Below are 10,752 nucleotides of genomic sequence, written 5' to 3' on the forward strand. Positions count from 1 at the left end.
GCTCCCACATTTGAACCGTGTGCGCCTTTGATTTTGCTGGTGCTCTACCCCCACCCCAAAAAACGAGCAAAAAAAAGCCCCGCAAATGCGGGGCCAAAAAGGTGCAGCAGTCATGCCTTAGGGCGACGATCCATCACATGGCAAGCCTTGCCCTCAGACCGCTTGATCGAATGAAGCGGCTGCAAAACGATGCGCGAGCTGATCCCGATATACGTCTTGATGTGCCTGCTCAGTTCGCTGGAGACGGCTTTCTGTTGTTCAGCATTGAGGTGCTGATGCTCAGCCTTGAGCTCCACATGCACATCCACACTGTCCAGGTTGCCATTACGATACAGATGTATCTCATAACACTCTGAAAGCTGTTTTATTTTAAGCACCTGCTCCTCGATCTGCGTGGGAAACACATTAACCCCGCGAATGATCAACATGTCATCACTGCGCCCGGTGATCTTGTCGATCCGCCGCATCGGCCGCGCTGTCCCCGGCAGCAACCGCGTCAAATCCCGGGTGCGGTAGCGAATCATCGGCAGCGCCTCCTTGCTCAAGGAGGTAAACACCAGTTCTCCCATCTGCCCGTCCGGCAGCACCTCACCCGTCACCGGGTCGATGATCTCCGGGTAGAAGTGATCCTCCCAAATGGTCGGGCCATCCTTGGTTTCCGCACACTCCATGGCCACCCCAGGCCCCATGATTTCCGACAGCCCGTAAATATCCAGCGCCGTAATCCCCAGTCGCGCCTCGATTGCACTGCGCAGCTCGGCAGTCCACGGCTCGGCCCCAAAGATCCCCAGTCGCAACGCCAGCTTCTGTGGATCAATGCCCTGGCGCTCGATTTCATCGGCAATGTTCAGCATGTACGAGGGCGTGACCATGATGATGTCCGGCTGGAAATCCTTGATCAGTTGCACCTGTTTTTCCGTCTGCCCGCCGGACATCGGAATCACCGTACAACCCAGGCGTTCCGCGCCGTAGTGGGCACCAAGACCGCCGGTGAACAGCCCGTAGCCATAGGAGATATGCACCTTGTCGCCACGTCGCCCACCGGCCGCGCGGATCGAGCGGGCCACCACATTGGCCCAGGTGTCGATGTCGTTCTGGGTGTAACCCACCACCGTCGGCTTGCCGGTGGTGCCGCTGGACGCATGCAGGCGCACCACCTCGTTCATCGGCACGGCAAACATGCCGTAGGGGTAGCTGTCCCGCAGGTCGCCCTTGGTGGTGAACGGGAACCTGGCCAGGTCGTCCAGGGACTTGATGTCATCCGGGTGCACCCCCAGCGCGTCGAAGCGCTGACGGTACAGCGGCACATTCTGGTAGGCGTGGCGAAGGCTCCAGCGCAGGCGCTCCAGTTGATGGGCGCGCAGTTCGTCGACGCTGGCGGTTTCCAGCGGGTCCAGCACAGGGTTAAGCACGGCGTTTGGAATAGGCATGTTCATGAGTTCACTCGAATTATTTTTGTGTATCAGCCCACCGCACACCGTGGGCTTTGAGTGCATGCCCCAAGGATACCGCTAGGCTCCCCGGGAATCGCGAATCTTTAGTCGGACAGGCGCTCGATGATCAGCGCGATGCCTTGGCCCACGCCGATGCACATGGTGCACAGGGCGTAGCGGCCGCCACGTTCCTCCAATTCATGCAGGGCGGTAGTTACCAGCCGTGCGCCGCTCATCCCCAGTGGATGGCCGAGGGCGATGGCGCCGCCGTTGGGGTTCACCCGTGGGTCGTTGTCCCCCAGGCCCAGCTCGCGCAGCACCGCCAGGCCCTGGGCGGCGAAGGCTTCGTTGAGCTCGATCACGTCCATGTCCGCCAGGCTCAGGTTGGCCAGTTCCAGCACCTTGCGGGTCGCCGGCACCGGGCCGATGCCCATGATGCGCGGTTCCACGCCGGCGGTGGCCATCGCCACCACCCGGCCGCGGGCGACCAGGCCGTGACGCTTGGCAACTTCCGCGCTGGCCAGCAGCAGGGCGCAGGCGCCGTCGTTGACCCCGGATGCATTGCCGGCGGTGATGCTGCCACCCTCGCGGAATGGCGTGCCAAGTTTCTGCAGTTGCTCAAGGGTGGTGTCGCCGCGGGGGTGTTCGTCGTGTTCCACCACCTTGGCCGGGCCTTTGCGCTGGGGGATTTCCACCGCGACGATTTCCCTGGCCAGGCGCCCGCTGGCCTGGGCGGCGGCTGCACGTTGCTGGCTGCGCAGGGCAAACGCGTCCTGGTCGGCACGGGAGATATTGAACTGCTCGGCGACGTTTTCAGCGGTCTCCGGCATCGAGTCGATCCCGTAGGCCTTTTTCATCAGCGGGTTGACGAAGCGCCAGCCAATGGTGGTGTCGTATAGCTGCGCATCGCGGGAAAACGCCTGTTCGGCCTTGCCCATTACCAGCGGCGCACGGGACATCGATTCCACGCCGCCTACCAGCATCAAGCCGGCCTCGCCACAGCGAATCGCCCGGGCCGCGCTGCCGATGGCGTCCAGCCCCGAGCCGCACAAACGGTTGAGGGTGGTGCCCGGCACGCTCACCGGCAGCCCGGCCAGCAGCGCCGACATGCGCGCCACGTTGCGGTTGTCTTCGCCGGCCTGGTTGGCGCAGCCGTAGATCACATCGTCGACGCTGCTCCAGTCCACTTGCGGGTGGCGGCGCAGCAGTTCGCGCAGCGGCACCGCTCCGAGGTCGTCGGCGCGCACGCTGCTCAAGGCGCCGGCGTAGCGGCCGATCGGGGTGCGGACTGCGTCGATGATCAAGGCGTCATTCATTCGGATTCTCCTGCGCCAGCACCGTGCCGCGCACTTTGTAGGATTTGCCATGGAACAGCGCAATCAGCTGGCCCAGTTGGTTTTCGATACGGACGTCGTAGTTGCCGGTGCGACCCGAGCGGCTTTGCTCGCGGCAATCGGCACTCAAGGTGTCGCCCAGGTGGGCCGGGGCGATGTAGTCGATGCTGCAGCCCAGCGCCACGGTGGCGTCGTTGTAGCTGTTGCAGGCCAGGGCGAATGCCGAGTCCGCCAGCGCAAACAGGTAGCCGCCGTGGCAGGTGCCGTGGCCCTGGATCATGTCGGCGCGCACGCTCATGCCCAGTCGTGCGCAACCCGGCGCCACCGAGAGCAGGCGCATGCCCATGCCCTGGCTGGCGGCATCGCGGCTGAACATGGTCTGGGCGCACTGGTTGGCCAGGTTCATGGCTTCATGGTTGGTCATGTGGTGCGCTCCTTTCAGCGGCCCTTGAAGCTTGGGCTGCGTTTTTCCATGAAGGCGGCGACGCCTTCGCGGTAATCCTCGCTGCGCCCGGCCAGGCGTTGCAGGTCGCGCTCCAGCTCCAGTTGTTGGTCAAAGCTGTTGCTCAGGCTGGCGTTCAGGCTGCGCTTGATCAGCGCCAGGCCGTAGGTCGGTTGCGTGGCCAGGTGGCGGGCGAGGGTCAGGGCTTCGTTGCGCAAGTCGGCGTCGTCCACGCAGCGGTAGATCAGGCCCCATTGCTCGGCCTGCTCGGCGCTCAGGCGGTTGCCCAGCAGGGCCAGCGCCTTGGCGCGGGCCATGCCCACCAGGCGCGGCAGGGTCCAGGTGCCGCCGGAATCGGGGATCAGGCCGATCTTGCAGAAGGCTTGGATGAAGTTCGCCGAGCGTGCTGCCAGCACCAGGTCGCAGGCCAGCGGGATGTTCGCGCCGGCACCGGCCGCCACGCCGTTGACCGCGCAGATCACCGGCAAAGGCAGGTCGCGCAGTTGGCGGATCAGCGGGTTGTAGAACTTCTCGATGGATTCGCCCAGGTCCGGCACCGCGCTGCCGGGTGCCACGTTGCGGTCGCTGAGGTCTTGCCCGGCGCAAAAGCCGCGGCCTTCACCGGTGAGCAGCAGCACGCGCACGTCGGGGTTTTCCTGGACTTGCTTCAACGCTTGCTGGACTTCGCCGTGCATCTGCGTGTTGAAGCTGTTGAGCTGGTCGGGGCGATTGAGGCTGAGCAGGGCGACGCCGGCCTCGATGGAAAACAGGATGTGTTCGAAGTTCATGGTCGTGAGGCCCTCACGGTGCACGCTCGGCGGTCAGCCGGCTCATTATTGGATCGGCGTGGTCAGCCGGTTTTGCCGGAGTATAGCTTTAACGTGATACATAAATGCAACGATAAAATTGATTTGGTGTGTCTTGTTTTGAGTTTGATGAAAATGAACTGCTCGCTGTGCTGGTCGGTAAATACCTGATAAATCCCCTATTTTATTAGCTTTATGTCGATTATCAGCGGCACCGTATCAAGCCACGGCGACACATGATTCAAGCGATACGCTTTTTCAGCTTTGTGCTTGTAAAAATGATGTGATACAAAATAAGCCAAGATCGGCATCGCTTTGCGAATACGCCATAAAAGGAATCCCCATGACTTGCTACAGCCTCGACGGCCTGACCCCGGTGATCGACCCCACGGCCTACGTCCATCCCTCGGCGGTACTGATCGGCGACGTGATCATCGGCCCCCATTGCTATGTAGGGCCGCTGGCGAGTTTGCGCGGCGACTTCGGGCGCATCGTCCTCGAAGAAGGCGCCAACCTGCAGGACACCTGTGTGATGCACGGCTTCCCGGACAGCGATACGGTGGTCGAGCGCAACGGCCATATCGGCCACGGCGCCGTGCTGCACGGTTGCCGGATCGGCACCGATGCGCTGGTGGGCATGAATGCGGTGGTGATGGACAACGCCCGTATCGGCGCTCGCTCATTCGTCTCGGCGGCGGCGTTCGTCAAAGCCGGTTTCGAGTGCCCTGAGCAGTCGCTGGTGATGGGCACGCCGGCCAGCGTCAAGCGCAGCCTCAGTGATGAAGAGGTGCACTGGAAACAAACCGGCACCCGTGAATACCAGCGCCTGGCTCAGCGTTGCCTGGAGCAGATGCAGGAATGCGCACCCCTGAGCGCACCGGAAGCCGATCGCCCACGCATCAGCGACAGCGGCCTGCGGCCCAAGGGCAGATGAATCGCCTGCATCCCGACGCCGCTAAAAACGGTATATTTTCTCTTTTTGCCTCGGTACGCCCATGTCGTCACTGACACCCCTGAACCAACTGATTACCCGCTTCCAGGAGCAGACGCCGATTCGCGCCAGTTCCTTGATCATCACCTTGTACGGGGACGCCATCGAACCCCACGGCGGGACGGTGTGGCTGGGCAGCCTGATCCAGTTGCTCGAACCCATCGGCATCAATGAACGGCTGATCCGCACCTCGATCTTTCGCCTGACCAAGGAAGGCTGGCTGACCGCCGAAAAAGTCGGGCGCCGCAGCTACTACAGCCTGACCGGTGCCGGGCGTCGGCGTTTCGACAAGGCCTTCAAGCGGGTCTACAGCTCCAGCGTGCCGGCATGGGATGGCTCGTGGTGCCTGGTGATGCTCACGCAGTTGACCCAGGACAAGCGCAAACAAGTGCGTGAAGAGCTGGAGTGGCAAGGTTTTGGTGCGATTGCCCCGACCGTGCTGGCCTGCCCACGCAGCGACCGCGCCGACGTCAACGCCACCTTGCTCGACCTCGGCGCCCAGGAAGACACCATCGTCTTCGAAACCACCGCCCAGGATGTACTGGCCTCCAAGGCCCTGCGGGTGCAGGTGCGCGAGAGCTGGAACATCGAGGAGCTGGCGGCCCATTACAGCGAGTTCATCCAACTGTTCCGACCGCTCTGGCAAGCGCTTCGCGAGCAGGAACAGCTACAGCCTGCGGATTGTTTCCTGGCACGAGTCCTGCTTATTCATGAGTACCGCAAACTGCTGCTGCGCGACCCGCAATTGCCCGATGAATTGCTCCCCGGCGATTGGGAAGGCCGCGCCGCCCGCCAGTTGTGCCGCAATATTTACCGGTTGATTTACGCCAAGGCCGAGGAATGGCTGAACAGCGCGCTGGAAACTGCCGACGGCCCGTTGCCGGACGTTGGCGAAAGCTTTTACCGGCGGTTCGGAGGCCTGAAATAAGGAGCGACGCTGTTCAGGAGAACGGGTGGAGTAATGTGGCGTAGAGAATAAAAATAAGCCTGCGTGAGGCCTGAACATGATGTCTTCAATTGCACAGCGCTGTGATGGGTTCGACCAATGGATCCATCAGATCAATCAGATCTGTGGCGCATTCGATGGGCAGATCCTGGGGGATGGTTTTTCCGGGCAGATCCGCGAGTACCAGAGCGGCGCGCTGAAACTCAGCTTTGTCGACGCCTGCCAGGCGCGGCTGTTTCGTACCTCCAGCCAAATCGCGGCGGGCGAGGGCGGCAAGTACTTTGCCGTGTTCCAGCTCGACGGCACGGCCGGCATGGCCCAGGGTGACAGCAAGGCGCTGTTGCGCGCCGGCGACATTACCCTGATCGATGCGGCGCACCCCAGCGACTTCACCTACAGCGAGAATTCGCGGCAGTTGTCGTTGATCCTGCCGTCGTACCTGGTGGAGCAGACCTTGCGTTTCAACCCGGTCAAATGCGGGCACCGGATCGAGGCGGCGTCGCCGATGGCGATGCTGTCCCGGCAGCTGATTCTGGAGGCCACCCGGCAAGACAACCTGACCTTGCAGGAAAGCGAGGCGACGCTGGAGGCGATCATCAACCTGCTGCGCCCGGCGATCAGCCAGGCGGGCGAGGGCAGCGACGCCCATGAGCGAGTGTTCCGCAAGACGCTGGAGTGTATTGACCAGCACATTCGCTCCGAAGAGCTGTGCCCCGAGTGGCTGGCGCGGGAGGTGGGGATGTCGGTGCGCGGGCTGTACCGGATCTTTGCCCGCAAGGGCCTGGTGGTGGCGCGGTACATCAAGAACCGACGGCTGGATTTGTGTGCTGAGTCCCTGCGCCAATCCAGGGTGGAGGAAAAGCTTTCGGTGCTGGGGTACTCGTGGGGGTTTTCGGATTCGAGTTATTTTTCGACGGCGTTCAAGTCACGGTTCGGCATTGCGCCGGGTGAGTACCGCAAACAACACGCCTGATCAGGGGATACGCCGATCAAAAATGTGGGAGCGGGCTTGCTCGCGAATGCGGTGGTTCAGTTGATGCATTGGGTGACTGACACACCGCATTCGCGAGCAAGCCCGCTCCCACATTTGGATCGCGTTTCGTTCAGTTGGGCATTCCATCTTCAATCGCAATCCCTTGCGCCCGCATTTCCTTGATCAACCCCGCCCTTGTGCCCGGCAGATTGAGCATCGCTTTGTGCCGTAACTCAGTCACTTCCGCAGCGCTATAGGGCTTGTAATCCACCGGCGTACTCTTGCCCGCCATCCCGTCCGGGCGCATCAGCCAGTTCAGCAAATCCGCCAGTTGCCCATCGTTCAGCGCCGACTGCGACATCCCCGGCACTCGTACCAAAAACTCCCGCCCGCCTGGCACCTTCAGAAAGTTGCCGACAAACCCGGTCATCCTCGGTGTGTCGTTGGCCGCCGAGCCCATGCCGCTGCCCAGATGGCAGCCGGCACACTGCAGCTGATAGTTGGTCGCCACGCTGTACCCGGCCTGGGCGATCGGCGTTTGCGGCGACTCATTCCCCGGTGCGTGCTTCTGGTTTGGATTGGGAATGGCCCGAGCCTGGGCGAGCGGGGTGGCGAAGACACACATCAAGCTCAGCAAAAACAACGTACGCATGACAAGCCTCTTGCACTGACCTGTGGCGAGGGCGCTTGCTCCCGTTGGGCTGTGCTGCGGCCCCAAGATCTCTGGGAGCGCTTCGCACTCCAACGGGAGCAAGCTCCCTCGCCACAAGGGTGAGTTAAACCGCGACGCCGCGAATGATCGAGACCGTGCAGTGGTAGATGTGGGATTTGGCCGCCAGGCACCAGTTCACATCGTTGTTGTTGAACGGCCGGTATGCCGGTTCCTCACTGTCGTTACGCGTGCACGCGCACTGGGCGCAGCTTTGCTTACCGCAGCAGTCGTTATAGGAAATGATGTAGTCCTTGCCATCCGCCGGGTTGCGGCAGGTGCCGATCCAGGTCACCTGGGACGCCTCGGTGCCCGGTGGGCAGGAGGTCACCGAACCGCCACAGCAACTGCACAGGAAACCGTCGATGGAGCAGTAGCGCCAGTAGTCGCAACTGTTCGGGTCGCCCGGGTCACCGGCTTTCGGGTTATCGGCAGCCAGCGCCTTACTGGTGCGGTCCAGGGGCAGCAGCAGGGGCAACGCGGCGCCTGCGACCATCAGCGAACCCATACGGGCCAACAGTTTGCGTCGCGACGTGGTGTCGGCCAGGCGACGGGTCGAGCGCTCGAATAACAGATCCAGCAATTTCATGAGAGTCTCCCTGCCTTAATCAGTGGCTATGGCCGTGGCTGTGGTCGTGGGGCTGCGGCTGGCTGTTGAGGTATTCCTGCAGCGTCGCGCTTTTCAGGTGTTCGACTTCGAACAGGCTGTCCAGGTGCTCGCGGGAATTGACCAGGCCCTTGGCGCGCAAGGTGCCGCTCTTGTCGATCAGCGCGGCATACGGCAGCTTGCCGATCTGGTAGGTCATGCCGACTTCCGGGCCGACCACGTAGGTGACGTCGTCCAGCTTGTGTTCGGTGATCAGCGCGTGCTGGGCTTCCATGTCGCCGTCGCTGATAAACACCACGTCGAGTCGGTCAGCCTGTTCCCTGGCGATGGACTTGATCGCCGGCAACAGGGATTTGCAGATCGGGCAGGTGGGCGAGAGGAAGAACAGCAACTGGTTCTTCTCACCGGCATAGCCGAAGTTCACCGGGCGGCCTTTACGGTCGGAAGCGGTGACTTGCGGGGCCGGCTCATTCACCGCCACGCCCTTGTCGACCATCAGTGCGCCGGCCGGGGCGATGCGCCCGTGCAGCACACCAATCTGGCGCACCAGGCCCATCACGGCAAACGCCAGCGCCAGCAGCAGTACCCACAGCAGTACGTTGGAAACAATAAGGCCTTCCATTGATCACCTACCAATCAGTTTGAGCAGAAGAGGGGAGTTCGCCAGCAGGCCATCGGCTGCGGCGTAAATCAGCAGCGCGACGGCGCTGGCGGCGACGGTCACGAAGCCGTCGAAAAAACCCAGGTCACGGGCAATCGGCAGCACGCTGGCCAACAGGGCCACGGCCACCAGTGCGCCGTTGCGCAACAGCAGGATTGGCCGCAACGGCTGCGCCTGGTCGGGGCCTGCGCAGCCGCAGTCGATGTCCCGGCGGCCGCGCCACAGGTTGATGCCAATGGCGGCGGCGTACAGTGCAATCAAGCCGGCGGCGCCGAGGGCGGCCCAGGAACGGCTGGCCGGCACCAGCAGGGCAAAGGCAATCACCAGCTCCACCACCGGGATTACCCGGGCGGCGGGGCGAGTCACTGCCTCTGGCAGCAACTGGTAATCGGCCAGTTGCCGGGCGAAGCGTGCCGGTGCGCGCAACTTGTGGGTCGCGGCACTGGCCAGCAACACCGCGATGGCGAGGGCGCTGGCAATGATGAAGATCGGGTCGATATGCATGGCCGAACCTCTTTAGTAGCTCATGATCTGGGTCGCGGTCTTCGCTACCTTGGCCATGCTACCGGTGAGTTTATTGGTCTTGAGGTCGAAGATCTGCAAGCCGCCTTCGACGTCGGCGCCCAGCAACAGGGGCTTGTCGTCGCCGGTGGCCTGCATGCTCCAGACCGGGGTCGGGGCTTCCAGGGTGGCTATCTTCTTCATGGTCTTGAGGTCGTAGGCCCAGATGATGGTGCTCGGGTCTTCCCACTTCATCGGCTCGTGGTTGTCGTGCATCAGCACGTACATGCGGTTGAGCTTTGGTGCCACGGCCATCAACTGCCAGCCACCCGGGGCCCAGCCGGTTTTCTTTTCCGCGTCGGTGGTGAGTGACCAGGACGGTAGGATTTTCGGCTCATCGCCGGAGAAATCTACCGGGCGGATGGTGCCGGTGGTGGTGGTGAAGTAGTAGGTGTCGCCCACGTTCACCGCGCGTTCGTTGAGCTTCTCGGCGTTGGGGTCGAAGAAGTGCGTGCGGTTGCGCGAGGTTTCCTGGCCCTGCTCGTTCAGCGTCACCACTTGCAGGCTGCCGTCGCCGCACAGGGAGGCGAAGCGGCGAGTGCCGACCGGGTAATTGAGTACGCAGCCCGGGATCGCGATTTCGGCGGTGACGGAGCGGGACTGGGTGTCGACCACGGTCACCGAGGTGGAGGGTGTGAAGTTGTAGACGTAGACGAAGCGGTCATCGCCGCTGGTCTTCAGCCCATAGCGCTGGGTCAGGGATTCGGCGCGTTTGTTCGGGATCAGCACTTCCCAGGCGGGCGACAGGCTGGAGCTGTCCCAGGCGGTGAGCACATCGGTGCGATCGCCCCGGGTGCCGCGGGAATAGTAAATGTCGGCGCTGTACAGGGTCTTCTGGTCGTGGCTCAGGGCCGAGGGCGCGGCGAAGCCGGTGGGGACCATGCCGAGGACGCGCTTCTTGTCGGGATCTACCACGGTGACGCGGCCGACCACGAAGCTTTCGAATTCGACGTCTACCACGAATGCGCGGTGGGCTTCCGGTGGAAAGGCCAGGGTGGTCTGGCCGATGGTGTCTGGCGGTAAATCCGCCTGGGCGCTGTTCAAGCCGAGTACAAGCAGGCCCAGACCCAGCGCTGACTGTACGTTGATCCTGTTGCTTCGCATTAGGGGCACTCCCTGAATTATTGTGTTTTGCTAATCGCGGGTGCTTTGGCAGATTCTTGCAAGTGGATTCTGCCTTGTGGGGCGATTGCAAGAATTGTTGTGTCTGCCAAGTGGTTGTGTGTCTGTGCCAATGGTTTGGGGTAGGGTGTATATCCGTTATTTTTGTTATGGCTGGTATTGGTTCC

Annotated in this window: 12 protein-coding genes; 3 read left to right on the forward strand and 9 right to left on the reverse strand. The window is 62.3% G+C overall.

Annotated elements, in window-relative coordinates:
* Positions 1–110 precede the first annotated feature (110 nt).
* From paaK to paaG, 4 genes are all read right to left on the reverse strand, one after another.
* A complete protein-coding gene (gene paaK, locus HX869_RS29335; protein WP_087694288.1) occupies positions 111–1,436 on the reverse strand; it encodes a phenylacetate--CoA ligase PaaK in 1,326 nt (441 codons plus the stop codon).
* A gap of 101 nt (positions 1,437–1,537) precedes the next feature.
* Entirely contained in the window at positions 1,538–2,749 is a 1,212-nt protein-coding gene (pcaF, locus tag HX869_RS29340) for a 3-oxoadipyl-CoA thiolase (protein WP_063029023.1), read from the reverse strand.
* Positions 2,742–3,191, reverse strand: a complete 450-nt coding sequence (gene paaI, locus HX869_RS29345; protein ID WP_177009347.1) for a hydroxyphenylacetyl-CoA thioesterase PaaI — start codon at positions 3,189–3,191, stop codon at positions 2,742–2,744. Before paaI ends, pcaF begins: the two co-directional genes overlap by 8 nt.
* 14 nt (positions 3,192–3,205) lie before the next feature.
* Positions 3,206–3,997: a 2-(1,2-epoxy-1,2-dihydrophenyl)acetyl-CoA isomerase PaaG gene (gene paaG, locus HX869_RS29350; protein WP_177123309.1), complete on the reverse strand. Its 792-nt coding sequence runs from the start codon at positions 3,995–3,997 to the stop codon at positions 3,206–3,208.
* A gap of 361 nt (positions 3,998–4,358) precedes the next feature.
* On the opposite strand from paaG, the gene paaY reads away from it, so the two are divergent.
* From paaY to feaR, 3 genes are all read left to right on the forward strand, one after another.
* Entirely contained in the window at positions 4,359–4,949 is a 591-nt protein-coding gene (paaY, locus tag HX869_RS29355; RefSeq protein WP_178904053.1) for a phenylacetic acid degradation protein PaaY, read from the forward strand.
* A gap of 61 nt (positions 4,950–5,010) precedes the next feature.
* The gene (gene paaX, locus HX869_RS29360) at positions 5,011–5,934 is read left to right on the forward strand and encodes a phenylacetic acid degradation operon negative regulatory protein PaaX (protein WP_003208883.1); all 924 of its coding nucleotides are present in this window, start codon (positions 5,011–5,013) and stop codon (positions 5,932–5,934) included.
* A gap of 76 nt (positions 5,935–6,010) precedes the next feature.
* Positions 6,011–6,925, forward strand: coding sequence for a transcriptional regulator FeaR (gene feaR / locus HX869_RS29365; protein ID WP_177068757.1), 915 nt, complete (start codon positions 6,011–6,013; stop codon positions 6,923–6,925).
* A 130-nt stretch (positions 6,926–7,055) separates the two neighbouring features.
* On the opposite strand, the gene HX869_RS29370 is transcribed toward feaR, so the two are convergent.
* From HX869_RS29370 to HX869_RS29390, 5 genes are all read right to left on the reverse strand, one after another.
* Positions 7,056–7,577: a hypothetical protein gene (locus HX869_RS29370; RefSeq protein ID WP_008431056.1), complete on the reverse strand. Its 522-nt coding sequence runs from the start codon at positions 7,575–7,577 to the stop codon at positions 7,056–7,058.
* A 124-nt stretch (positions 7,578–7,701) separates the two neighbouring features.
* Positions 7,702–8,223: a methylamine dehydrogenase light chain gene (locus HX869_RS29375; RefSeq protein ID WP_003208877.1), complete on the reverse strand. Its 522-nt coding sequence runs from the start codon at positions 8,221–8,223 to the stop codon at positions 7,702–7,704.
* 19 nt (positions 8,224–8,242) lie between these two features.
* Positions 8,243–8,863, reverse strand: coding sequence for a methylamine dehydrogenase accessory protein MauD (mauD, locus tag HX869_RS29380; RefSeq protein WP_003208875.1), 621 nt, complete (start codon positions 8,861–8,863; stop codon positions 8,243–8,245).
* Positions 8,864–8,866: 3 nt separating this feature from the next.
* Positions 8,867–9,406, reverse strand: coding sequence for a MauE/DoxX family redox-associated membrane protein (locus HX869_RS29385; RefSeq protein ID WP_178904054.1), 540 nt, complete (start codon positions 9,404–9,406; stop codon positions 8,867–8,869).
* A gap of 12 nt (positions 9,407–9,418) precedes the next feature.
* Positions 9,419–10,567, reverse strand: coding sequence for an amine dehydrogenase large subunit (locus tag HX869_RS29390; RefSeq protein ID WP_003208872.1), 1,149 nt, complete (start codon positions 10,565–10,567; stop codon positions 9,419–9,421).
* Positions 10,568–10,752: the final 185 nt, after the last annotated feature.

The organism is Pseudomonas sp. P7779 (assembly GCF_013386315.1).
Classification (GTDB): Bacteria; Pseudomonadota; Gammaproteobacteria; order Pseudomonadales; family Pseudomonadaceae; genus Aquipseudomonas.

Coding starts and splice junctions, on each gene's coding strand:
- paaK (WP_087694288.1), bottom strand. CDS start 1,436: ATGAACATGCCTATTCCAAACGCCGTGCTTAACCCTGTGCTGGACCCG.
- pcaF (WP_063029023.1), bottom strand. CDS start 2,749: ATGAATGACGCCTTGATCATCGACGCAGTCCGCACCCCGATCGGCCGC.
- paaI (WP_177009347.1), bottom strand. CDS start 3,191: ATGACCAACCATGAAGCCATGAACCTGGCCAACCAGTGCGCCCAGACC.
- paaG (WP_177123309.1), bottom strand. CDS start 3,997: ATGAACTTCGAACACATCCTGTTTTCCATCGAGGCCGGCGTCGCCCTG.
- paaY (WP_178904053.1), top strand. CDS start 4,359: ATGACTTGCTACAGCCTCGACGGCCTGACCCCGGTGATCGACCCCACG.
- paaX (WP_003208883.1), top strand. CDS start 5,011: ATGTCGTCACTGACACCCCTGAACCAACTGATTACCCGCTTCCAGGAG.
- feaR (WP_177068757.1), top strand. CDS start 6,011: ATGATGTCTTCAATTGCACAGCGCTGTGATGGGTTCGACCAATGGATC.
- HX869_RS29370 (WP_008431056.1), bottom strand. CDS start 7,577: ATGCGTACGTTGTTTTTGCTGAGCTTGATGTGTGTCTTCGCCACCCCG.
- HX869_RS29375 (WP_003208877.1), bottom strand. CDS start 8,223: ATGAAATTGCTGGATCTGTTATTCGAGCGCTCGACCCGTCGCCTGGCC.
- mauD (WP_003208875.1), bottom strand. CDS start 8,863: ATGGAAGGCCTTATTGTTTCCAACGTACTGCTGTGGGTACTGCTGCTG.
- HX869_RS29385 (WP_178904054.1), bottom strand. CDS start 9,406: ATGCATATCGACCCGATCTTCATCATTGCCAGCGCCCTCGCCATCGCG.
- HX869_RS29390 (WP_003208872.1), bottom strand. CDS start 10,567: ATGCGAAGCAACAGGATCAACGTACAGTCAGCGCTGGGTCTGGGCCTG.